The 24374-nt window shown below is 37.3% G+C and carries 26 protein-coding genes and 1 other RNA gene; 19 read left to right on the forward strand and 8 right to left on the reverse strand.

Going from position 1 to position 24374, the window contains the following annotated elements; genetic code table 11:
- Positions 1 to 4: 4 nt before the first annotated feature.
- On the reverse strand, positions 5 to 592 hold the full coding sequence (gene recU / locus KBP50_RS08800) for a Holliday junction resolvase RecU (protein ID WP_050352916.1): 588 nt from the start codon (positions 590 to 592) through the stop codon (positions 5 to 7).
- Between the two features lie 122 nt (positions 593 to 714).
- On the opposite strand from recU, the gene KBP50_RS08805 reads away from it, so the two are divergent.
- The 10 genes from KBP50_RS08805 to KBP50_RS08850 all read left to right on the forward strand — a co-directional run bounded on the left by KBP50_RS08805 (position 715) and on the right by KBP50_RS08850 (position 9304).
- Entirely contained in the window at positions 715 to 1695 is a 981-nt protein-coding gene (locus KBP50_RS08805) for a DUF2515 family protein (RefSeq protein ID WP_050352915.1), read from the forward strand.
- A gap of 615 nt (positions 1696 to 2310) precedes the next feature.
- On the forward strand, positions 2311 to 2541 hold the full coding sequence (locus KBP50_RS08810; RefSeq protein WP_050352914.1) for a hypothetical protein: 231 nt from the start codon (positions 2311 to 2313) through the stop codon (positions 2539 to 2541).
- Positions 2542 to 2622: 81 nt separating this feature from the next.
- Positions 2623 to 2982 carry a DUF1798 family protein gene (locus KBP50_RS08815; RefSeq protein WP_050352913.1) on the forward strand — a complete coding sequence of 120 codons (360 nt, stop codon included), beginning with the start codon at positions 2623 to 2625 and terminating at the stop codon, positions 2980 to 2982.
- A gap of 64 nt (positions 2983 to 3046) precedes the next feature.
- Positions 3047 to 3454 (forward strand): cytidine deaminase, encoded by a 408-nt coding sequence (gene cdd, locus KBP50_RS08820; RefSeq protein ID WP_050353543.1) that lies wholly within the window; start codon positions 3047 to 3049, stop codon positions 3452 to 3454.
- A gap of 502 nt (positions 3455 to 3956) precedes the next feature.
- Positions 3957 to 4265, forward strand: a complete 309-nt coding sequence (gene gpsB, locus KBP50_RS08825; protein WP_170875365.1) for a cell division regulator GpsB — start codon at positions 3957 to 3959, stop codon at positions 4263 to 4265.
- A gap of 62 nt (positions 4266 to 4327) precedes the next feature.
- Positions 4328 to 4704: RNase P RNA component class B (rnpB, locus tag KBP50_RS08830), an RNA gene on the forward strand.
- Between the two features lie 229 nt (positions 4705 to 4933).
- Entirely contained in the window at positions 4934 to 6070 is a 1137-nt protein-coding gene (locus KBP50_RS08835; RefSeq protein WP_050352911.1) for a THUMP domain-containing class I SAM-dependent RNA methyltransferase, read from the forward strand.
- Between the two features lie 2 nt (positions 6071 to 6072).
- Positions 6073 to 7569, forward strand: a complete 1497-nt coding sequence (locus tag KBP50_RS08840; RefSeq protein ID WP_050352910.1) for a carboxypeptidase M32 — start codon at positions 6073 to 6075, stop codon at positions 7567 to 7569.
- A gap of 137 nt (positions 7570 to 7706) precedes the next feature.
- Positions 7707 to 8795, forward strand: coding sequence for a type III polyketide synthase (locus KBP50_RS08845; protein ID WP_050352909.1), 1089 nt, complete (start codon positions 7707 to 7709; stop codon positions 8793 to 8795).
- Entirely contained in the window at positions 8795 to 9304 is a 510-nt protein-coding gene (locus tag KBP50_RS08850) for an isoprenylcysteine carboxyl methyltransferase family protein (protein WP_050352908.1), read from the forward strand. The genes KBP50_RS08845 and KBP50_RS08850 overlap by 1 nt, the downstream gene beginning before the upstream one ends.
- Before the next feature lie 302 nt (positions 9305 to 9606).
- On the opposite strand, the gene KBP50_RS08855 is transcribed toward KBP50_RS08850, so the two are convergent.
- From KBP50_RS08855 to KBP50_RS08880, 6 genes are all read right to left on the reverse strand, one after another.
- Positions 9607 to 11298, reverse strand: a complete 1692-nt coding sequence (locus KBP50_RS08855; RefSeq protein ID WP_050352907.1) for a b(o/a)3-type cytochrome-c oxidase subunit 1 — start codon at positions 11296 to 11298, stop codon at positions 9607 to 9609.
- Entirely contained in the window at positions 11298 to 11801 is a 504-nt protein-coding gene (locus KBP50_RS08860) for a cytochrome c oxidase subunit II (protein ID WP_050352906.1), read from the reverse strand. The genes KBP50_RS08855 and KBP50_RS08860 overlap by 1 nt, the downstream gene beginning before the upstream one ends.
- Positions 11802 to 11821: 20 nt before the next feature.
- Positions 11822 to 11968 (reverse strand): cytochrome c oxidase subunit 2A, encoded by a 147-nt coding sequence (locus KBP50_RS08865; RefSeq protein WP_076361886.1) that lies wholly within the window; start codon positions 11966 to 11968, stop codon positions 11822 to 11824.
- 678 nt (positions 11969 to 12646) lie between these two features.
- Positions 12647 to 13321 carry a queuosine precursor transporter gene (locus tag KBP50_RS08870; RefSeq protein ID WP_050353542.1) on the reverse strand — a complete coding sequence of 225 codons (675 nt, stop codon included), beginning with the start codon at positions 13319 to 13321 and terminating at the stop codon, positions 12647 to 12649.
- A 449-nt stretch (positions 13322 to 13770) separates the two neighbouring features.
- Positions 13771 to 15507 carry a SulP family inorganic anion transporter gene (locus tag KBP50_RS08875; protein ID WP_050352905.1) on the reverse strand — a complete coding sequence of 579 codons (1737 nt, stop codon included), beginning with the start codon at positions 15505 to 15507 and terminating at the stop codon, positions 13771 to 13773.
- A 299-nt stretch (positions 15508 to 15806) separates the two neighbouring features.
- Positions 15807 to 16007, reverse strand: coding sequence for a cold-shock protein (locus KBP50_RS08880; protein ID WP_050352904.1), 201 nt, complete (start codon positions 16005 to 16007; stop codon positions 15807 to 15809).
- A gap of 316 nt (positions 16008 to 16323) precedes the next feature.
- Between KBP50_RS08880 and KBP50_RS08885 the strand changes: the two genes are divergently transcribed.
- Genes KBP50_RS08885 through KBP50_RS08895 form a run of 3 tightly spaced genes read left to right on the forward strand, consistent with a single transcriptional unit; the run spans position 16324 to position 19136 of the window.
- Positions 16324 to 17994 (forward strand): formate--tetrahydrofolate ligase, encoded by a 1671-nt coding sequence (locus KBP50_RS08885; RefSeq protein WP_050352903.1) that lies wholly within the window; start codon positions 16324 to 16326, stop codon positions 17992 to 17994.
- Positions 17994 to 18602 carry an HD domain-containing protein gene (locus KBP50_RS08890; RefSeq protein WP_050352902.1) on the forward strand — a complete coding sequence of 203 codons (609 nt, stop codon included), beginning with the start codon at positions 17994 to 17996 and terminating at the stop codon, positions 18600 to 18602. Before KBP50_RS08885 ends, KBP50_RS08890 begins: the two co-directional genes overlap by 1 nt.
- 15 nt (positions 18603 to 18617) lie before the next feature.
- Positions 18618 to 19136 (forward strand): GNAT family N-acetyltransferase, encoded by a 519-nt coding sequence (locus KBP50_RS08895; protein WP_050352901.1) that lies wholly within the window; start codon positions 18618 to 18620, stop codon positions 19134 to 19136.
- Positions 19137 to 19260: 124 nt separating this feature from the next.
- On the opposite strand, the gene KBP50_RS08900 is transcribed toward KBP50_RS08895, so the two are convergent.
- Positions 19261 to 20280, reverse strand: coding sequence for a C40 family peptidase (locus KBP50_RS08900; RefSeq protein ID WP_236691433.1), 1020 nt, complete (start codon positions 20278 to 20280; stop codon positions 19261 to 19263).
- Between the two features lie 215 nt (positions 20281 to 20495).
- Between KBP50_RS08900 and KBP50_RS08905 the strand changes: the two genes are divergently transcribed.
- The 6 genes from KBP50_RS08905 to KBP50_RS08930 all read left to right on the forward strand — a co-directional run bounded on the left by KBP50_RS08905 (position 20496) and on the right by KBP50_RS08930 (position 23798).
- The gene (locus KBP50_RS08905; RefSeq protein WP_050352899.1) at positions 20496 to 21452 is read left to right on the forward strand and encodes a thymidylate synthase; all 957 of its coding nucleotides are present in this window, start codon (positions 20496 to 20498) and stop codon (positions 21450 to 21452) included.
- Positions 21453 to 21470: 18 nt separating this feature from the next.
- The gene (locus KBP50_RS08910) at positions 21471 to 21962 is read left to right on the forward strand and encodes a dihydrofolate reductase (RefSeq protein WP_050352898.1); all 492 of its coding nucleotides are present in this window, start codon (positions 21471 to 21473) and stop codon (positions 21960 to 21962) included.
- 168 nt (positions 21963 to 22130) lie between these two features.
- A complete protein-coding gene (locus KBP50_RS08915) occupies positions 22131 to 22340 on the forward strand; it encodes a twin-arginine translocase TatA/TatE family subunit (protein ID WP_050352897.1) in 210 nt (69 codons plus the stop codon).
- A 14-nt stretch (positions 22341 to 22354) separates the two neighbouring features.
- Positions 22355 to 22552: a twin-arginine translocase TatA/TatE family subunit gene (gene tatA / locus KBP50_RS08920; protein WP_050352896.1), complete on the forward strand. Its 198-nt coding sequence runs from the start codon at positions 22355 to 22357 to the stop codon at positions 22550 to 22552.
- A gap of 254 nt (positions 22553 to 22806) precedes the next feature.
- Entirely contained in the window at positions 22807 to 23565 is a 759-nt protein-coding gene (gene tatC, locus KBP50_RS08925) for a twin-arginine translocase subunit TatC (protein WP_050352895.1), read from the forward strand.
- 14 nt (positions 23566 to 23579) lie between these two features.
- A complete protein-coding gene (locus KBP50_RS08930) occupies positions 23580 to 23798 on the forward strand; it encodes a YozE family protein (protein ID WP_050352894.1) in 219 nt (72 codons plus the stop codon).
- Positions 23799 to 24374: the final 576 nt, after the last annotated feature.

Consider the following 24374-nt stretch of genomic DNA (forward strand, 5'->3'; position numbering starts at 1 on the left):
GTCTCTAAAAATAAAGCTTATCAATAATTGTTAAATAGTCAACTCTAGCCTTATATTGAAAAGGGATAAAATAACCCTGCTGTTTAATTGTTTCATACGCAATAGATTTTTTACCGCCGTTTAACTGGGCGTTCCAATGCGTAAACAGTTTTTCAGCAGGAAGTAAATACGTTTCATCCAGTACAGCAAACCGAATTAATATGAAACTTACACCACCTTGAGCAACAACTGCTTCCATATGGTCAATTTGATGCTGGTGGATATTTGCTAACGGAAAAAGTGTTTTGTTTTTCGTTTCCTTCGCTTCAAAATCGATATATTTTTCGCGGTAAATTCCATTATAATCTGTTGTTGAAGCTTGTTTAAAATAGGCTTCCGTAATAACTGCTGCACTTCGTTTTGGATAATTCACCTTTACAATCTGAATAGGCGTTGGCTTTTTATGAATAACAGCTTTATTTGTTTCTAAATAATATGCATTCGTATCATTAATATCTTTTTCTAATGACATACCACGATTTCCGAATTGATGTGAATATAAATTATTGTTTTTAAATACGCTAGCACTTCTCTTTCCATTCGGGTAATTCATCTTCTAACACATCCTCCTTGCATCGTTGCTTTCGTGTAAAAAATACCACCTGTTATATTGCATATTGATGCAGTGCCTCGTACATGTTATAAAATAGTAGACCTAAAAGGGAGGCAGAATAGATGTATACAGGTTCAGACATCCACGCCTATCTTCATTATATAACAAATAAAACGTCAGTACATAATCGAGATAATATCACGCGCACAAATGCTTATTTTACTTTTTACCGGAAATTCCCGGAAATTAAATGGGCATTCTTAGCAAGTATGGTATCCAGAAATGCTGGATGGAATATGACAGATTTGTGCATGACTCCATTTCGATATTTATTAGGCAAACGAGAAAGAGAACGATTGTTTATGACTTATGAACGCGCTAATTGGCTTATTTTTTCAGATGCTTTTCCGCAACTCTTAGTATACCAATTATCCAAGCAAAAGAACAAACCAATGTTCGATCTTCTTTCCATGTTTCATGTTTCTAGTTATATGATAAAAGAATGGCATTATTTTTGGAAGTATTGTGATAAAAATCGTCTTGTACACGCTCTAATTATTAACGAGCAAAATGTTATTCAAGGTCCAGTGATCGAACAAGATTTTTTTCAACATCGAGTATTTCAACAATTGCCATACCAAATGCAAAATATACTTATGACGAATGCGGTTCTTTTTCCAACTATGTCCAACAATTTATATGGAACTTATGTCCAAAACTTCACAAATTTAACAAAGCGAATTTTTTTAGGTAAAAAACTCGCTTCTATTATGTTTTCCCCATCCGTCTATGAGCAAACCCTTTTATTTGCAAAATATTGTACGCATACCGGTTCTCGCCGTGATTATGAACGTTTTTTAAAGCTTCCTCCACAACCATCAACTCCATTCTTAAGAATGGTATACCCTGTTATCACACATCATGATACTATTCGAATCGATTGGTATCAATTAGGGGGTATAAAGCAGAAGTGGCTCCGAAAAAATCCGGCACATAAGAACCAAAAAATAGGGAAAACATTTTATCAAAAACGTCAGCTATTATTTGCTTACTTTTATGCAAAACAAGCACTAAACACAAAGAAATATTTTATAGGTCATTGAAAAGGGGTGTTAAATACAGGGTGCGACTAACTATAGTTGGTCGCACCCTATTTTTTTAGTTACGTTGCTGGATAGTTTGGTCCATTCAATTTTTTATCTCCTTTTTTTAGAGACTTGGAACGGATACTTTCTGTTTTAGTTTGCTTCTTCTTCTTATCATTCATTGTAACACCCTCCTTTCATAATTAGTTTGTCAAAAACAGCAAAATAAATAAGTTTATTCACTTGTTTTGTAAGCTTTATTCTAGTTTTGTCGAACATGAAGGAAGCTTTGGTTTTAAAGCGAATACTATATAAGTGAAATCTGTTTAGAGGGATTTTCTACTGTCCATCTGTTGAATGAAGGAAAACAAAGGTAAGAATCGCAGACAGACATCCTAGAAAATTACTGCTTGCAATAATTTACTAACGTAGTTTTCCCATGTTCCCTGAAAAAGAAGGCGATGTTTATTCAAAACAGTTTCCTTGTCCTGCAGCAACGTCTTGTGAGCGACGTCTCACCGGTCCGAACGAATCGACCAAATATGTGTTAATTGTTGGTATCGACTTAGGATGGAAGCGGGATTCTTACGCCTCTTGGGTGCAGGACAAAAACGATCATATAGGAGGTGTTAGATGTATATGCTAGCTCATCAGTTACCGGTTAAAGGAAAAAATGGCGTTGAACGTAAATCAGTGGAAATAGCATTTTATCAGTTATCAGATCAAATTCGCCGTATCGACCAAAAGCTAACCATGAAAATAGAAAATAATATATCAAGCCAGTATTATGACAGGCTAAATGAAATGGAAGTAATAAAAAATCGGTGTAAGCATTTAAGAAAAAAGAAATATCTTGGAAGATAAGAGCCATTCTTTCTAACATAAAATTAGATCCTGTGTTAACATTAAAAGGAGTAATATAAAGGTAAGAAGGTTGATAGTGAAATGGATATCAAGCAACAAACGAATATATTAAAAGAACATTTAGACCATTTAAAGCAAAAATTTGAGCAGAATGATCCTCCAGAGAATCGAAAAGATAGAGCTTTGTTTCAAAAAGTGAAAGAGGAGACTACTCCGATTTATCAGTTGCTCGAGGAATGGGAGAAAGAGTCATTACAGCTGATTCGAGAACGAAAAGTAAATGTCCATCCCCACCAGATAGTATCGACTAAAGAAAACATGGAATTATTGCTGATGCATAGTTACTATATCGATGTAAGACGAAAACGCTATATGGAGTTAAATCACTCGGTACAATATATTTTTGATCAACTGTTGCGGGAATTAAATACAAAGGTGTAACCGCTTTACAATTTAGACGTTTTTACTTATAATAAAGTTCCAAGTTTGGGGAAAGGTGATGATCATGACAACGAAACAAGCATTAATACAAGCAGCTAAGACTATACGAGAAAAAGCATATGTGCCATATTCCAAGTTTCAAGTTGGTGCAGCTTTACAAACAGCTTCCGGAACTATTTATACTGGTTGCAATATTGAAAATGCTGCTTATCCGGTTACGTGTTGTGCGGAGCGAGTAGCTATTTTTCAAGCTATTGCAAATGGAGAAAGAGAATTTACCGAAATGGCTGTTGTAGCTGATACAGATCGCCCTGTTCCTCCATGCGGGTCATGCAGACAAGTAATGAGCGAATTTTTTTCTAGTGATATGCCGATCCATTTAACAAATCTGAAACAGGATGTGAAAACAATAACAATGGAAGAACTATTGCCGTTTTCATTCCAACCAGCGGATTTAGAACAAGAAGTGTAAAGAAATTTTCGTTTAGCCTTTCTTCGTGAGTTAGAGGGGCAGGACTTGTAGTACCTTAAAAGTAGAATTTATCATTACACTGCACGGTACTTAATTACTATCCAAATAAGAAGGTGCCAATTCGATCTTTTAGACTGTATTTCCTGTAGAGATACGTGTTAAGAGACTTGTTTTGGCGCTTTTTAAGGTGCTGTAAGATTTCCACTCCAGGAGTTGGATAATATGGTACTGCAACAAGTCTAATGGGAGAGATAGCAGCACTTAAATGCCTTATTAAGCTGCCTTTAGGTCATACCATTACGGTACTACCAATCAGTGGGGAGGAATGAAAACCTATTTAATTGGTCTTCATTTTGCACAGATTCATTTTTCACGCTTCTCTTTTAATGCTATAATAATAAAGAGGTATACAAACATAAAATCATTTTCTTGTCATACAATGAAAAAGAAATGAACAAGCCAGACTTATTTTAGAATTAGTATGAGGTGATAGCTAGTGAGTATGAATCAAGTGCATTTTACAAGTAAAGATATTCTGGATAAAGACTTTAAAACAGCGATGCGTGGATACAACCAAGAAGAAGTAGATGAGTTCCTCGATTTAATTATTCAAGATTATGATGTATTTAAACAAGAAATTGATCGTTTACAACAAGAAAATGATCAATTACGAAAAGTGAGTTCCGAAAAACCGAAGACGAGATCTGTACAGACTCCTCCGAATCATCAAGTAAATTATGATGTTCTTAAAAGACTCTCGAATCTGGAAAAAGCAGTATTCGGCAAAAAGTTTGCTGATTCAGAAGGATAATTAAAATTGGATCTTGCTTTTTTAAATCTTTATGGTATAATTTTATTTTAGACTAGTGTTAGATACTCATGTGATCGCTGTATAGTATACAGAGGAAAGTCCATGCTCACACAAACTGCGATGTTTGTAGTGTTCGTGCTTGACGAAATCATAAGTCAAGGTAACCATTTTGGTTAACGGCAGGCCAACTACCTACGTCCTGTAATTGGATATGGAAGCGGCCTTGAAAGTGCCACAGTGACGAAGCTGATTGGGAAACCTTTCAGGTGGAACGAGGTAAACCCCGCGAGTGAGCAACCCAAATAATGGTAGGGGCATCTTCTAGTAGGGAACAGGAACCGAACGAAGGACAAGCTAAGCTTGTAGATAGATGATCACAACCGGAGTACGAGGTTGACCACCGTTTGCAGTACAATGGTACAGAACATGGCTTATCGAGTATTTAACAGGTCAGAATAAATGAGAAACAGCCTTTCTTTTGTTACTTTGTAGTAACAGAAGAGAGGCTTTTGTTTTTTGTAGATGGATAGAGAGTATCCTTTAGCGCTCATCGATATTTGCTATCAAACCGATCATATTTTCTCTTGTTTAAACGAATATCCTTTCATGATGGATAAGAAAATATGGTAAACTAAAACAACAAATAGTCATCGAAAGGACGTTTTTATATGCAGACAGTTACTTTAATTGCCACTGCGGCAATGGGATTAGAATCCGTTGTTGCTAAAGAAGTGAAAAATTTAGGATATGACGTACAAGTGGATAATGGAAAAGTCCAATTTGAAGCACCTATAAACGCCATTCCTCGCTGTAACCTATGGCTACGTTCTGCGGATCGGGTTAAATTATTGGTTGGTACCTTCAAGGCAACTTCATTTGACGATTTATTTGAAGGAACAAAAGCGTTGCCGTGGGAGCTTTACATCGATGAAAATGGCCAAATTCCCGTAATTGGAAAATCGGTGCATTCACAATTACATAGTGTTCCAGATTGTCAAAAAATAGTTAAAAAGGCGATTGTTGAGCGCATGAAATTAAAATATGGCATGGTTTCCAAGCTACCTGAAACGGGATCCATGTATCGTGTAGAAATTGCCTTATTAAAAGATGAAGCAACACTGACCATTGACACTTCAGGTACTGGACTACATAAACGAGGTTATCGCGTTGGACAAGGTGAAGCTCCCCTAAAAGAAACATTAGCTGCATCTTTAGTGTTATTGACAAATTGGCATCCAGACGAACCTTTTATAGATCCATTTTGCGGATCGGGTACAATCCCCATCGAAGCCGCGATGATTGGACAGAACATTGCTCCTGGATTTAACCGAGAATTTGCCTCGGAAGGATGGTCGTTTGTGAAACAAAAGTATTGGGATCAAGCATTTGAGGAAGCAGAGGATGTAGCAAACTACAACCAGCCTTTGGATATTACTGGATCGGACATTGACCATAAAATGATTGAAATTGCAAAGCAAAACGCACTTGAAGCAGGGCTAGGCGAGCTGATTTATTGGAAACAAATGCAAGTAAGTGACCTGACGTTCAAACAGTTAAATGGTTATATTGTCAGTAATCCACCATATGGTCAACGACTCGGTGATGAAAAAAAAGCAGCAGAAATTACAAAACAATTAGGTTCCATCATGAAAGAGCATCCCACCTGGAGCGTTTATATTATAACTGCTTTTGATCAATTTGAAGCGGCTTATGGAGCGAAAGCAACGAAAAAACGGAAATTATTTAATGGCTATCTTCGCACGGATTATTATCAATACTTCGGTAAGAAACAGAAAGGAGACTAATTATGAACATAAACGAAAAAGAACAACAATTTAAAACATACCTAGCAGAAATCGACTACTATAGAGAAGCTCTTATGCTTATACATTGGGATATGCGGACAAAAATTCCAAATAAAGGTGTAGAACAGCGCTCAGAAGTTGCTGGATTTTTAGGAGAAAAAATTCATCAATTACAAACTTCAAACCAAATGGAAGAGTTCATCGGTGAACTTAAACATCGTTCGGAGGACCCAATTCTTGTTAAAACACTTGAAGTTTGTGAAGAAGAATTGGAAAGAAATAAACAAATTCCTCATCCATTGTATAAAGAATTTATGATAACACAAACTAAAGCAGAAGCGATTTGGCAACAGGCAAGAGAGGATGCAGACTTTAACTTATTTCAGCCATATCTAAAAAAGCTTGTAGATTATAACCGTGATTTTGCTTCCTATTGGGGCTATGAAGATAATATATATGATGCGTTGCTCCATAAATTTGAGCCTGGCGTCACCGTGGAAACATTGGACCATGTATTTCCAGATTTAAGAAAATCTTTGCTATCTCTTTTAGAAAAAGTGCAAGCAAGTGCAGTAAAACCTGATCCTAGTTTAGTCCAATTCCATTTTCCTAAACAGGATCAAGCAAGTTTTACAGAACAACTGCTTAAACAGATGGGATATGATTTTCAATCTGGTCGCTTAGATGAGACTGTACACCCGTTCGCCATTACTCTAAGTCTAAGTGATGTGCGATTAACAACACGCTATGACGAAAAAGATTTTCGAATGGCCGTGTTTGGGACGATTCATGAGGGAGGACACGGTTTATATGAACAAAACATAGATCCTCGTTTAGTTCGAACGCCATTAGCAACTGGCGCTTCCATGGGCATCCATGAGTCGCAATCCTTATTATGGGAGAATTTTATCGCAAGAAGCTATCCGTTTTGGCAGAAAAACTATGATCTATTTTTACGCTATGCACCGCATACATTTCAAAATGTAGAATTAGAAGCATTTTATCAAGCAATCAACGAAGTGAAGCCATCCTTTATCCGAATTGAAGCAGATGAATTAACGTATCCACTACATATAATGATTCGATATGAGTTGGAAAAAGCGCTTATAAACAAAGAAATCACAGTAGAAGATTTGCCACATTTATGGAATGAAAAAATGAAGGATTATCTTGGTATTGTGCCTTCAACAGATCGAGAAGGGGTGCTACAAGATATCCATTGGGCAGGTGGGGATTTCGGCTATTTTCCTTCATACGCTTTAGGCTACATGTATGCAGCGCAAATACACCATACGTTGTCGCAAACACTGGATGTAGAAAACCTGGTTCAAACTGGCGATTTAACCCCTATCAAAGATTGGCTAGGAAAATCAATTCACCAGTATGGAAAGATGAAAAAACCATTAGAGATTTTAACAGATGTAACGAAAGAATCGTTAAACCCTGATTATTTAATCCAGTACTTACAGAAAAAATATGGCGCTATCTATCAATTTTAAGGTTGAGTCAGCTTTAAATAATGGATGATAGCGGATCATGCTGTAGGCAATGGAAGTATTTTTTTCAATAAGGATTATGGATTGTATTCACAGGGAGTAATAGCGATTATTCGTTGATGCTAAAGGAGATTTAGAACATGGCGTATATTTGTTCTGTTGGACTTGGAATACCAGACTATCATCTTAGTCAACAATATATCAAGCAAATGGTTCAGCAAATCTTTACTTTTTCGGAACGAGAAATCAATCGATTGCTCCCTGTTTTTGATCACGCGCAAATAGAACAACGACAGTTTGCTGTCTCGTCTGATTGGTTTTTAGAAGAGCATTCGTTTCAAGAACGAAATGATTTATACCTTAAACTGGCAAAAGAATTTGCATTAAAAGCAGTTGATGACTGCTTGTATCAAGATAATTTCTTGTCACACCCTATTGCTTATCAGGATATTGATATGATTATTTTTGTATCAAGTACTGGTGTAGCTACCCCGTCATTAGATGCCCACCTTATCAATGAACGCCCATTTAGACAGGATGTACAGCGTATGCCCTTATGGGGCTTAGGATGTGCTGGTGGTGCCATAGGTTTGGCTAGAGCAAATGACTGGCTGACGGCGAATCCAGAAAAATGTGCGCTTGTTATTTGCTGTGAATTATGTAGTTTAACATTTCAAAAAGGGGATCTGAAGAAAAGCAATCTTATTGGTACTGCTTTGTTTGGGGATGGAATTAGCGCAGCACTCCTTGTTGGAGAACAATCCTCACTAGTGCAACGTCGTCAAAACGCTGTTCCGCGCCTCCTTCATTCCTATTCCTATACCAAAAAAGGCAGTCTTTCGGTAATGGGATGGCAAATAACGAATACGGGATTTGAAGTGATTTTTTCTAAAAGTATACCAGCTTTAGTAGAAAACTTTTGGCAGGAACATATACAGTTGTTTTTTGAACAACATCACTTAGCCGCAAATGATATTTCTGCTTTTATTGCTCATCCAGGTGGGAAGAAAGTCATTGAAGCGATGCAAAAGGTACTTCAAGTAGATGCTAAGAAATTTCAACACTCAACCGCCATATTAAAAAGCCATGGCAATATGTCTTCAGCAACCGTTCTTTATGTCCTTCGATCCTGGATGGAAGAAGCTGTTTATACTAAAGAAAAAAGTGTCCTATCTGCGCTTGGGCCAGGATTCAGCTCTGAGTTAATTTTAATGGAGTGGATGCATTAATGCCAATCTATCTGTGGGCTGTTTTGGTGATGATTATTCTACAGCGTCTGGTGGAGCTTGTTATTGCACGCAGCAATGAAAACTGGATGAAGCAACGAGGGGGAGTGGAAAAAGGAGCAGCGCATTATAAATGGTTTGTTATAGTGCATACATTGTTTTTTGCATCATTAATCACGGAAGTATTACTCCGTAATCAGCAAAGCTTCTCCTTTAATTACTTTTTATTTGCAGTTTTTTTATTGACACAAATTGGACGTATTTGGTGCATAGCCACTTTAGGCAGGTTTTGGAACACGAAAATTATTATTTCCCCGCAGTTTGATGTCGTCAAGCGAGGACCATACAGATATATGAAGCACCCTAACTATCTGATTGTAGGTATTGAATTGCTTGTCATTCCTTTACTGTTTGGAGCTTGGTATACAGCAATGGTGTTTCCGATGTTACACGTTTTATTGTTATACGTTCGAATTCCGATAGAAGAAAAGGCAGTCTATGAACATAATTGAGGTTGGGACACAAGTAAAAAGTGTAATGCTAAAGACGTAGACGAACAAAAGTTACTAAAGCTCCGGAAATATACTTTGCGCAGCTTACTTAATGCCGGCGGGTAAGCCTCCTCACTCTCTCGCACTGGGGAGTTCACCCAAGACTCTTCCTCCTGATTCTACGTATATTTCCGGAGCGAGTTAGTTAATACCAACTATAATAGCTAGTTGATCGAATTTTAGATTGATGAAATAATTTTGCACCAGCCTCACTTTTAGTTACACGCATACGAAGCTAGAAGAAACAGACAGCTTTTTACGCCTCACTGATTGCCTATAGGCCAATCAAATGGTGGCGACCCCGGTGGGGAATGCTGAATAATATCAATAAATGGGACCGTATAGGCAAATAGAATCAGTAATACAGTTATTCCAATCCATAGCTTCCAATTCTCCATAAATTTAGGAGTTGGTTTTGCATTAGCTTCTTCTTCTGCAATCGGAAATGCTTCTTTTCCTGTTGGTGCGAAAAAGGCTAACTTGATAACAATATATACCATAAGAAGAATACCGATGAACAGGATGGTACCTCCTATAGCTTGAGCAATTTGATAGCCTAGCCAATCAGCAGCCTGCTCTGTTCCGCCATATTCTGAATACGAGGACCGCCTTGGCCCACCTAACAGCCCTTGTATATGCATGGAACCAGACATAATTGCCATGCCAACGATCCAAATAATAGACTGTATAATACCTAATTTGTTTATAGACGGTGTAAGTTTTCTACCTGTTAAGTGGGGAATTAACCAATAACTAACCCCAAAGAAAGTTAACATAACGGTCGTTGCTACAGTCAAATGGAAGTGACCGGTAACCCACATCGTATTATGAACAACTGCATTCATTTGGTGTGAAGCATTGATAATTCCGCCAGCACCACCTGGAATAAATGCCAACATGCCTAGCATCGGGGCTAAAAAACGAACATCTTTCCAAGGTAAATGTCTAAACCAACCGAATAGTCCTCCAAAGCCTTTTTTTCGCCCAGTTATTTCGAAAGTAGCAAATAATGAAAATGCGGTCATTAGAGTTGGGATAACTACCATAAATGTAAGCACAACTTGAATGAACTTCCAAACGGGATCAATTCCTGGTTCTGTAAGCTGATGGTGAAAACCAACTGGAATAGAGAAAAATAAGAATAGAATAAAAGATAATCTCGCTAATGAATCACTAAAAATTTTTCCTCCAATGATTTTAGGAATGATTGCATACCAAGCCATATAGGCAGGTAAAAGCCAGAAATATACGAGTGGATGACCGAAATACCAAAATAAAGTTCTGCTTACTAGCACGTTGATCGTTTCCGCGTATCCTAGAGACCATGGAATAAATTGCACCAGAACAGCAGCAGCAACACCAAGCGAAGCAATAATCCACATGATCATATTAATGGTTACCATAAATGCTAAAAGTGGAGATTTCTCATGGGGATGAGCTCTTTTCCATACATAAACTTGCCGGAAATTAACTATACCTGCAACCCAACTGCCAACAATAACTAAAGCAAGCCCAATATAAAATAAAGGGTGTGCTTGTAAAGGTGCATAAAACGTATATAAAACACTTGCTTTACCTAACAAAATCATCGCCGCTGTCATAATGGTACCAATTAACATAATCCAAAAGCTAAGCCAGGCAGCTTTTCTTTGTTTCATGGATATGCCAACGGTTTTTCCCATTAAAGCAAATTGAAACCCAATGATAAAAAATGTCGTTAAGACGAGTGCTAAAATGACGCCATGAACGGTTAGTACTTGATAATAGTCAATACCCCAAGGTAGTGTAATCGTTCCAGAACGGACAAGTGTTTGCAAAAGTCCCATCAAACCGCCGATGAATAAAGAAATAAATGCAACCGATATAAATGCCATATACAATCTGGCTTCTTTCTTTGTAATAGGGAACTGCTTAGGAATTATATGAACAGCGCTCATTGTCTTTTTTATCGACATTATTCTGTCACCTCCACAGTAGCATACATTAAATGATGACCGACACCACAATATTCATTACATACAACGGTATATTCTCCAGGTTTTTTCATGACCGTTTCCATTCTACTAATATATCCTGGTTCTACCATCATATTAACGTTTGTTCCTGAGACATTAAATCCATGAACGACATCTTTCGTTGTAATTTGGAATAATACCGTGGAACCTTTTGGGATGGTTAATTTTTTAACCGGCTTACCATCTTCATCTACACCCAAATCATAATGGAATGCCGATGCAGCGATGTTGACAATATATTTATCATCATCTACCTTCGTTAAGCCAAGGTTTTCTGGTTGAAATGCTTCATGCGCCTCAATATTTTGCGGATCAATCGTTGCCCCATGACTTTGTGGATGTGTGCCTTTCCAAAAAGCCCCAAACCCTAAAACGGCCAAAAATAAGACCAATGAGCCAATACCAAATATTAACCATATTTTTTCGTATTTGTGTAAATGCATTCCCATCACTCCTTTTCTCGTTACCGGTCAATAAAAATATAGAAAATACTCCCCCAAGCGACAATAATAAACAATCCAAGCAACAATACGGAAATCAATGTTCCTTTTAAATTTGGTTCTTGCGACTGTTGCTCCTCATTTATTTTCTTCTCGTTTAATTGACGCATTATATCCCTCCTTGCTATCCAAATTTAATCTAGTTTTATTATACAAGAGAGAAAGCAGCTAATCGTGGTTTTGAATGCGTTTTCATAATTTGTTCAATTATCTAATTTTTCCGCGATATAACAGTTTTCTATACTGATTCGTTTAAAAAGTATGTGACAAAAATATAACGAAATCGTTACTATTTAGTGTCTTTATCGTCTAATCCATCAACATGAACCAGTAAATGAATCTGTTTTAGGAAAAAAGGAGAGAAAGGGATTCGGATAATTTTGTCAATGAAACAGATAACGAGAATTAAACTTATCTAATAAAGCATATAAAACTTAAAGGAAAAGGAGAGGAGATTGCAATAGTTGAAGTTCAAGCTATAGCAAATACTATATAGCAAATAAGCCGAACAATCCATTTATCATTGTTCGGCTTATTTGCATTAAAAAATTTTTATCACCGCTATGTTAAAATATTTCGCTTTCCGCAGGTCTCTTCAGCTTCCTCGGAAAGCAAAAACCGCTTTCCTGTGGGATCTTCAGATCGCGCTGTTCCCGCAGGAGTCTACCTATTTTGACTACGCTAAAACTTGCATATACACAATTGGCGATTTATTGTTCGTTTTTTTCAGCCGCTTTAGTTATGTCCCAGCGTCTTTTGAAATCTAATATATAGTTCTTGGCACATCGTTAGTCCCGATCCATTTTTTTAGCGATATACATAAATGGCGTATCCATAATTGCTACAATGAACTTAATAATATACGTAGTAATAAAGATTTCAAAAAATATTTCAGTTGGATAGTTGCCATAAAACGCGATTGTACAGAATACAATTGTATCTAGCAATTGACTAATGCCGGTACTGCCATTATTTCGAATCCACAGATGTTTGTCAGCAGGAAATAGTTTTCTTAATTTATCATAAATCCACACGTCAAATGATTGACTAATGATATATGCTGCAAGGCTACCTGCAACAATTCGTGGAATTAAATCAAAAATCGTTGCTAAAGATTCATGCGCAAAATCATCTGCTCCTGGTTGAAATACCAGTGCTATCTGCATGATAATTGTCATTGCTAACAACGTAGCAAATCCCATCCATACTGCTTTTTTTGCTTCGTCTTTTCCATGCTTTTCATTAATAATGTCTGTTGCTAAATAAGCTGTACCGTATAAAATATTTCCAAGAGTAGCAGTAAGCCCGAAAAGCTCAACCGTTTTTAGTACTTGAATATTGGCAATGATCGTAGCCATTCCAATCCAAACATAAAGACCTGTTCTTCCAAACAAACGGTAAAACAATAATAGCATGGAAAAATTTACGAAAGCAAAAATAATCCAAATCCATTCGTTCGCCAACATAAATTCCTCCTTAGTTTTGGTAACGCGGGAGTTCTCGAACCGCGAAATACAAATGCTATTATACGTAGCTTCGTATCAAAATGCAATAATCTTTAATTTCATAATTTTAGTTATAGGACCTGTTTATGTAAGAACAGACACTTAATAAAAGAAAGCTAGGACATAACTAAACGAGTAACCAAAAGGCGAATGATGAACTTCTTTAGTTTTAGAAATATACGTAAACGCTGCTCGGGAGAAAAAGTATTGGTGAGACACAACAGCATTAGCACGAGGATGCTCACCAGTTGCCCTAAGGTGCGCGAAGTATATTTCACAAGCAGGTTATTTACACCATCCATCATGTCTATATAGTTCGGTACTTTGTTAAAGATACTTTTGTCCTAGCTTCTTTCGACGTTTCAAAATATAAAAAACGATTGATATTTTATTACGTTAATTTGTAGTTATTGTTCCGCCGATGAAACAGGTATATCAGTACTTTGCTTAAATGCTTTACATGTTGTTCGATTTTCTTTCGAGCAAATAGAACACTTGTTAACTTCTATGAGCTGCAGTCCATGATTAACCGCTTCTTCTGAATGACTGAAGATATGGTGTTGCCCAATTTTATGCAACAGACCACTTGCTTTCATCATAGCCAGCACATCTGAATTCGCTTCTGAGATAATGATAGTTCCACCCATATTTTTAAAATCTGTAACAAGAGCGTCCAAATTAGCTGCACCTGTAGCATCCAATATGGAAACATGTTTCATTTTTAAAATTAGTACAGTTGGACGTTGGTTTATGGAACGTGTAATAATGGATTCGAATTTATCTGCAGCTCCAAAAAATAATGCTCCGCCAACCGTGTAAAATGAAAGCTTGGGACATGTAGAGCTCCAAGTGTCCAAATGATCATTCATTGTTGTTTCTTTCATTTTATCAGGAATGACTTTTTCTACTTGTAGTACTTCACTCATCCGTTTAATAAACGACACCATTGCAAGCAATAAACCAATTTGTACAGCTGTAGTAAGATTAACGAACACCGTCAATAAAAAAGTGACTACTAATACAAGTGAATCTCCTGATTTTAGTTTAAGGATATGGGTGAACGATTTATATTCACTCATATTGTAAGCAACAACCATTAAGATAGGAGCCATACTTGCTAAAGGGATATTGGAAGCGAAAGGTGCGAATAAAAGCAATATAATCAAAACAAAGACACTTTGAAAAATCCCTGAATACGGACTAACAGCTCCACTTTTTATATTAGTAGCCGTTCTAGCAATGGCACCTGTTGCAGGTATACCACCAAACATAGGGGTAACCATATTTGCGATTCCCTGACCAACCAACTCCCGATTTGAGTTATGCTTTGTTCCTGTCATTCCATCTGAAACGACTGCGGATAACAGTGATTCTATTCCTCCAAGCATAGCAATAACAAAAGCAGGCTGCCAAAGTTCCAGGATAGTCTCCCAAGTAATATTTGGTAATTGAAAACGAGGTAAGGATTGGGGAATGCCACCAAAGGATGTGCCGATGGTCGCTACTTCAGCAGGATAGAACACCATGGCAACAGCAGTTGGAAAAATTAACGCTACTAACAGAACAGGGACCTTTGGAAATAATTTCGGGATATAGATGATAGCGAATAAACCGATAATGGCTGTAAATACACTATACCAATTAACAGCAGTTATATGTTCAGCAATTTGGATCATATTTTCATGAAAGTATTGCTTTTTTTCAAGCTCTTCAAGGCCGAGGAAATTACCAATTTGACCACTAAATATAATGACAGCGATCCCTGAAGTAAATCCAATCGTTACGGATCTAGGAATAAATTGAATCAATTTCCCGAACTTAAATATCCCCATCAGCAAGAGCATAATTCCTGCTAAAAATCCAGCAACTAATAACTTCTCATAACCGTACTCTAAAACAATAGCTAGTAAAATCGGAATAAATGCTCCGGTTGGTCCGGCAATTTGAAATCGGGAGCCTCCAAAAAGCGCAACTAACAATCCAGCAAAAATGGTTGTATATATACCGTATTCAGGCTTGACACCAGAAGCAATAGCAAACGCCATCCCAAGAGGAATGGCCACAATCCCTACTGTTAAACCTGCAATGATATCACGCTTTATATCAGCTAGTGATAAACCCTTATAACGATCGTCTTTAAACAAATTATCTGATCTCTCCTAATAATATTATTTTGTGAAGTTCTAAGCAGTTTGTGAATGAAAGGGACAACCATCAAGAAATTCGTGGGGGACGATATATGGAAGTGCATTTATGTATCATCATTAGAAATAGGTCGATATTAAAATGACGTACCCTAAGTTAAACTTCTTGAACTGCCTTTATCTAAAGCGAACACGAAAAAAGCCACTCACTTTGTAGAGTGACAACGTCTAACGACTCAGTCGCAAAAAAAGCGGCAATCTAACGAAAAGATTACCGCTTTATCTATGTGGTTGGCTCGTTATTTTTTTACTACATTAGCTGCTTGTGGTCCACGTTCGCCTTCAACGATATCAAAAGCCACTTCTTGACCTTCTTCAAGTGTTTTAAATCCTTCTTCTTGAATTGCTGAGTAATGTACAAAGACATCGTTTCCTTCTTCTTGCTGAATAAATCCATATCCTTTTTCAGCGTTAAACCATTTTACTACTCCGTTTTCCATCTATTAATCCTCCTAAAATGCTTCACGTTCCCTTTGAAAAACGTGGTAATGCAAAGCAGATAACAGAACATAAGAATAGACAGCTTCTATAGAAGTGTAGGATCACTTTAACACCCACTTCTATAGAAGCTGCCTGCATGAATGAATCCGTACATCTTCTTTGCTTGTTTCTAATATAGCTCATTTAACTGGTTGCGTCAAGAAAAGAGAAGGGGATAACTCGACATTTTTTCAAATTCCCGTTATCATTTAAGTGAATCATATCAGGAATGAAAGCGATTGCTAAACTTTCACAAAGAAAAGGGGTCGTAATACCATGAATAAAGATATCGAAATAGCCCAACAAACAACCTTAGAGCCGATACATAACATTGCCGAACAACTTCATTTAACTAGAGAAGACTGGGAGCCTTATGGCCAGACGAAAGCTAAATTGTCGGAACAACTTTTTGAAAAATTAAAACATAAAAAGAGCGGTAAAATTATACTAGTTACATCGATTAATCCGACGCCTGCCGGTGAGGGAAAATCAACCGTAACAGTTGGATTAGGACAAGCACTCAACCAGATTGGGAAAAAAGCGATTATTGCACTTCGCGAGCCTTCACTAGGTCCGGTCATGGGTCTCAAAGGTGGGGCGGCTGGTGGGGGATATTCTCAAGTTTTACCGATGGAAGATATTAATTTGCATTTTACAGGCGACATTCATGCGATTACTACAGCTAATAATGCCTTAGCAGCATTTATTGATAACCATATTCATCGAGGAAATACGTTGCAAATTGATGCGCGGAGAATTGAATGGAAACGTGTATTAGATATCAATGATCGCGCTTTACGTCAGACCATTATCGGATTAGGCGGTCCAAAGCAAGGAGTTCCAAGAGAGGATGGCTTTACGATTACCGTCGCTTCTGAAATTATGGCTGTTCTTTGCTTGGCTACAGACTTACAAGATTTAAAGCAGAAGTTAGCTGCCATTGTTGTTGGCTATACATTTGATAACCAACCTGTTACTGTAGGCGATCTGAAAGTAGAAGGAGCATTAACCCTATTATTGAAAGATGCGATGAAACCAAATCTTGTACAAACGACGGAAAACACTCCGGCAATCATTCACGGTGGTCCGTTTGCTAATATTGCACATGGTTGTAATAGTATTATAGCTACGAAAACGGCTGCTAAATTAGCTGATTATACTGTCACAGAGGCTGGATTTGGGGCTGATTTAGGAGCAGAAAAATATTTTCATATTAAGTCTCGTGCCGGAAATATTCAAACTTCAGCTGTTGTGATCGTTGCTACCGTACGAGCATTAAAAATGCATGGTGGTATTGCAAAGGATAAGTTAGCTACGGAAAATATAGCAGCTTTAGAAGCTGGTATGGATAATTTACAAAAACATATTGAAACAATTCAAGCGTTTCATGTCCCATTTGTTGTGGCTATCAATCAATTTCCAACCGATACAGAGCAAGAAACGACCTTTATTCAAGAGTGGTGCCAAGAGCGAGGATATGAGGTCGCGCTAACCACCGTTTGGGCAGATGGTGGAAAAGGGGGAATAGATTTAGCTGAAAAAATAATTGCCAAAGCAGATGGCTTCAACAGTACTTACCAGCCTTTGTATGACCTGGATGAGCCATTAACAGAAAAAATGAGGAAAGTTGCTCAGAAAGTATATGGTGCACATGATATCGAACTCACTAAAAGCGCCCAGGAGCAATTGCGCTTCTTTGAAGAACAAGGTTGGAGCAATTTACCTGTCTGTATGGCTAAAACACAATATTCGTTATCAGATAATCCAGCTTTATTAGGTAGACCAACTGGATTTACAATTACGATTAGAGAACTACGAGCTTCAATCGGAGCGGGCTTTATCGTTGCCTTAACCGGTGATGTACTAACTATGCCTGGACTGCCTGCCAAACCAGCTGCGTTACAGATGGATGTGGGAGAGGACGGAAAAGCGAAAGGATTGTTTTAATGCAAGCGAAAGAACAGCTAACGGAGATGAAACATTTTGTACAGCGCTTATTTACGGATGATATTACCGGACATGATTATTATCATATGGAGCGGGTTGCTCATTTAGCTAGATTTATTGCTGAAGAAGAAGGGGCAGATTCATTTATTTGTGAAGCGGCTGCTTGGCTGCATGACGTAGGAGATGACAAATTGTTTCCTAAGCCAGTTGTGATCGAAAAAGAATTGGATGTTTTGCTGCAACAAATTTCTCTGTCACAGCAACAAATAAGAGCTATTAAACAAGCCATGCAGGACGTTTCCTTTCGTAAAGGAAAGACTCCCAAAACGCTGGAAGGAAAAGTGGTTCAAGATGCTGATCGATTAGATGCTATTGGTGCGATTGGCATCGCTCGCGCATTTGCCTATGGCGGTGCAAAAGGCCGCCCATTATATCATGAAGAAATAGACAACCATACGATTCAGCATTTTTATGATAAGTTATTACGTATTCAAGGCAATTTGCATACAACAACGGCTCAAACTATTGCAGAAGATCGGCATCAAGTTTTAGAACGGTTCTTGGAACAGTTTTATCAGGAATGGAATTATACTCTTAAAAATGGATGATAGGTGTTGTAAAAGATGAATATTCGCTTAGCTAAGCTGAAAGATACGGATGCGGAAGCATTGCTAGCGTTTGAATACGAAAATCGTGATTTCTTCGAAAAGATGGTACCAACTCGTGGGGATGAGTATTATAATCTCATAGACTTTCTGAAAAGACATGAAGCACTATTGGGAGAGCAAAGCCTGGGGGTTTCCCACTTTTATTTAATAAAGGATGATAATGATAACATATTAGGAAGAATCAATATGGTTGATTTGGATGAGCAGCGACAAGGAGTACTTGGCTATCGAATCGGGCAGTCCTACACAGGAAAAGGGATAGCCACAAGGGCGTTACAGCTCTTAATCAAAGAAGCCATAGAATTAGGTATCAAGCAGTTATATGCTAAGACAACAAGCCATAATCTGCCATCGCAAAAAGTATTACAGAAAAATGGTTTTCATTATGAAAAAACCGACGCGGTTCCATTTGTTATGAATGGTGAGAAAGTGAAGTTTCTGTATTATAAATGGGTCAGTAATAAGAAAACATGATAAAAAGCGTTCGTATTATTCTTACAAGCAATAGAAAGAGCGTTTCATGCAAGGAATGGAGAACCATATTGCAAAAACGCTCTTTTACTATTACCTTTCATGTAGCAGCTACACGATAGATGGATCATTGCTTTACACGTGTAGCACCGATATAGCGTTCTTGCCAATAAGAATTACTCATTTCACTTACTTCGACCCCTTTGGACTCACCAGCATGGATAAAACTACCATTTCCGACGTAAATCCCCATATGCGATGGACCAGGCTTATATGTTTCAAAAAACACAAGATCCCCTACAGATGGTTCTGCAATGGGCTTTGAGAAATTGTAAATTTCACTAACGGTACGAGGAATAGTAATACCTTCTTCTTGGAATACATATTGAATAAATCCACTACAATCAAAGCCATTTGGAGACGTCCCTCCCCAAACATATGGTGTTCCCATTTGCGTACGAGCTGCTTCTACAATAGCTGATCCATTCATTCCTGCCGTGGTAGCTTTTTTAACTTCTTGTGGTTCCGGTTGCTCTGTTGCTTTCTTTGCTTCTGTTTTTTCTTCTGCTTGTTCTTTTGTTTTTTCTTTGGCTGCTTCGTTTGGAACTTTTTCTTCCGTAGACGCAGATGCAACAGGGGATGTTGCATGAATTAATGTTATCTCTTGCTCATCTTCAGCAATTTCCAATGCTTGTGTGGTTAAAGGACCGTATATCCCGTCTAACTCTCCTTCATAGTAATCGAAATATTGGAGTGCTTTTTGTACGAGTTTTACCTTTTCATGATGCATACCTGGGTAAATTTCTTTAGCGAAGGTTTCCAATTGTTGTTTATATTGCTTTTTCTCATTTTTTACGAGAGCTGTTAATGTTTCCTTATCTGCTTTTCCGTTTACGGATAATTCGTGGTCGGCTTGGAAATTCTTGAGGGCATGTTCTGTATAATGTTCAAAGGAGCCATCGATTGATTGATCAAAATAAGATAATGTATGTAGCTTTTTTTGGATGAAGCGGACCGCTTCTCCGTGCTCAGCAATTTCTAATTGAGGTGCTTCAAATTGGATTTTATTTTGCAATTCTGGATAAGCATCGACATAATTGATGACTGGCTGGGTAATAACAAATCCATAAAGCAAAGAGCGTTTCATTATGTGTTGCACATTGGCGTTCATAGACAAACTCCTCTCCAATTCAGGATCGTGTTGAAAAAATCAATCTTCTTTAAAACGACGGTATATGCCTATTAATAGAATTATGTAGTATTCTGCCAGTTATGAATTACGATTATATTACAACACATGGTCAAACTATATTTTTGTGGTACAATAAGACAGATAATCATTAGAAGTTTGGAGGAATACATATGTTTATCGGTGAAGAAGCTTATTTAAATTTATGCCAACATATTTTAACCAACGGTGTTCAAAAAGGAGACCGTACCAATACAGGCACTTATTCCATATTTGGTCACCAAATGCGCTTTAATTTAGAAACAGGCTTTCCTTTATTAACAACAAAGCGAGTACCATTTCGCTTAGTAGCCAGCGAGCTTCTTTGGTTCATAAAAGGGGATACAAATATCCGTTATTTATTACAGCATAATAATAATATCTGGAATGAATGGGCGTTTGAAAAGTGGGTAAACAGCGATGACTATTCTGGACCAGATATGCGTAATTTCGGTAATCGCTCGCAAACAGACCCAAAATTTAACAAACAATATCAGGAACAAATGGAAATTTTTAAGGAAAAAATCTTAACTGATGATAGCTTTGCTCACAAATATGGGGATTTAGGGGACGTGTATGGGAAACAGTGGCGTAAATGGAAAACATCCCAAAATGAAACGATTGATCAACTGCAAGATGTGATTGACGGAATAAAAAATAACCCGAATTCAAGAAGACATATTGTTTCTGCTTGGAACCCGGAAGATATTCCATCGATGGCACTTCCTCCATGTCATACCTTATTTCAATTTTATGTAGCAGATGGAAAGCTTTCCTGTCAATTATATCAACGAAGCGCGGATGTATTTTTAGGAGTTCCGTTTAATATTGCAAGCTACGCTTTATTAACTTATTTAATTGCTCATCAATGTAATTTGCAGCCAGGAGAATTTGTTCATACGTTAGGAGACGCACATATTTACCTTAATCATGTTGAACAAGTAAAGACACAACTGGCACGAGAGATGAAGCAAATGCCACAGCTTGAACTTAATAAACAAAAGACATCTATTTTTGAGTTTGATCTAGATGATTTTAAGCTTAAGGGATATGACCCTCATCCTGCAATTAAAGCACCAATCGCTGTTTGAAGGAAAGGAGTGCAAAACATGATATCATTATTAGTTGCAATGGATAAAAACCGAGTAATTGGCTTAAACAATAAACTTCCCTGGCATTTGCCAAAGGATTTGCGCTTTTTCAAAGAGACTACTATGAAACATACTGTTATTATGGGAAGGAAAACATTTGAATCGATTGGAAAACCACTTCCACACCGCAAAAATGTGGTACTGACGAAAAAGGGAGGAGACTTTCCAAAAGAAGTAGAAGTCATCCATGATCTGCAAACATTGTTACAATGGAATCAAGATCATCCAGACGAGGAATATTTTGTCATTGGGGGAGCTCATGTATTTAAACAAATAGTAGCAGAAGCAGATCGTATGTATATTACATGGATTGACCATTCCTTTACAGGCGATACGTATTTCCCTGCATTCTCTAAAGAAGATTGGCAGCTCGTATCAAAAGTTAAAGGAGATAAAGACGAAAAAAACCCCTATGATTATTACTTCTTACGATATGACCGTAAACGGTAACAAATATCTTTTATATATACTATGAAGCTTGTTTCCACATAGAAAAACATGTTACACTAAAGGCGTTCATAGAACATATGCAAGCACTAGAAAAGTAAGGATACAAGTGGCGCTAGCTTGAACTATATATCAAAATGCATAAATTGATCACAAAAGAGGGTGGATAAATTGTTTTCTAGTATCGGCTTCCCGGGACTCATTTTAATTTTGACTATCGCTTTAGTTATTTTTGGACCAAAAAAATTACCAGAAATTGGGAAAGCAGCTGGAGAAACATTAAAAGAGTTTAAAAACTCAGCGAACGATTTAACCAGTGATGCCAGAGATGAGTTTAAGGAAACAAAAGAGTTAATTACAGATAAAAAAAGTGATTTCTAAGGGGGAGAGGGATAATGTTTCAAAGTATTGGTATTCCCGGGCTGATTTTAATATTAATTATTGCGTTAGTTATATTCGGACCTTCCAAACTGCCTGAAATCGGTAAAGCATTTGGAAACTCGTTGAAAGAATTCAAAAATGCGACCAAAGGTATTGTTTCAGACGATGACTCAGCAGAAAAGAAGGAAAACCATACATCAAGTAAAAACTAAAAAGCGAAGATGTAAGGTAAACTCCTTGCATCTTCTTTTGTGTGGAAAAAGCGCAAGTGAATGTATATATACATAAAATGAATGTTCGATCAGTAGAATTTTCTTTCATCTCCCACTTAGACTTGTTGGGTATAGATTCCTTCAATACTTGAAGTGGGAGTTAAAGCATCTTATATACGGGATGAATGTTGCGCTAGGCATATAGACAAAGTAGCAATACATGCTTGATGTATGGTAATAGGGAGAGTGACAATATGTCTGACAATCAATCAATGGAAGAAAAGGAAATGAATTTGACGGGGCACCTTTCCGAGTTACGAAACCGGATTATTGTGACGGCCATCTTTTTTATTTTATTCTTTATAGGTGGTCTCGTTTTTTCAAAAGAAATATACATTTTTTTTCAAAATGATATACCTTTTAAGCTTACTGTAATTAGCCCTGGAGAAATTATTTGGATTCATTTCACTTTAGCAGCAGTAGTTGCCATTGTTGGTACTCTGCCAATATTCGCTTTGCAAGTTTGGTTGTTTGTTAAGCCAGGCTTGACTCAGAAAGAACAAAAAGCAACCATCGCTTATATACCAGCTGTATTTTTCCTATTTATAGGCGGGCTCGTTTTTGGCTATTTTATGTTTATTAAGCTTATTCTGCCATTTTTACTATCATTAAATGATGGCATGTTTAATCAAATGTTTACAGTCGATAAATATTTTCGTTTTTTACTTCGGGTAACACTTCCGTTTGCAGTTTTGTTTGAGGTTCCGGTTATTGCCATGTTTCTAACAGCCCTAGGGGTTTTAACTCCTCAGTTCATGCGGAGAACAAGGAAGTATGCTTATTTTATTCTTGTCATCATCAGTACAATCGTTACACCGCCGGATTTTATAGTGCAGCTTGTGGTTGCTGTACCATTAATTCTGCTTTACGAAATTAGCATTAATCTAGCTGCATTTGTATATCGAAAAAAGCAACGGAAACACGAAGCTTTTATGAGCGAATCTGAATCCTAGGGAGGGGGAGGCCATTGCGCTCCTTTTATCACTTTTTAATGACATATCGAGGAAAAAAACAACCGGATGACCAAAGTCGATTAGCTGATTGGGCTTTCCATGATCATCATTTTCCAAAGCAATCCACGAACTACAGTGAAATAAGTGACTACTTGGAATGGAATAGTCCTTTTCCAACAGCTTTAACAGTGTTTGATGAATTGTGGGAAACATATACCATGCATGATATGTAAAAAAGCTTGAGTTATTAAACTCAAGCTTTTTTAAAGAATAAGAAAGTATAAACTTAGGTGCTTATGGATAATGAAATAACCGAATAGTCACGTCCAGCGCATGAGCCCAGCAACTAGGCGACTTTAGAAATGCGCCCTACGATAAGTCATCATCGGTTCGTCATAAAGAGGAAGGCCGACTAAAAACGGGCTTGCCGCTCAGACGTCGGCATACCCCTGTTTTAGTGGCATGATTCCTAAATCTTTAGTTGATTCGTTCCATTCGCTACGTTGCTAAACGGGCGCTTGCGCCTTTGTTCTAAGATAAGAAACCAGCATGGATCGCCTAGAGCGCAAGCCACCATCTATCATGAAAAAACTTTTGCTTTACAATGTTTAGATTCTTAAAATACTGTCTAAATTCTTAATTTAATATCGGAAAATTAGGTTTTTACTAGATGACGAGAGTGGATAAAGAACATTCGTAAGGAAAAACAATACGTAACAGATGCATTTACACTTCATTAATTCTTAAATTCATCAACTTTTATAGAAATGTTCCTTTACGGTCAAAATAATGACTATACCATTTTATTA

The organism is Virgibacillus pantothenticus (assembly GCF_018075365.1).
GTDB lineage: Bacteria > Bacillota > Bacilli > Bacillales > Amphibacillaceae > Virgibacillus > Virgibacillus pantothenticus.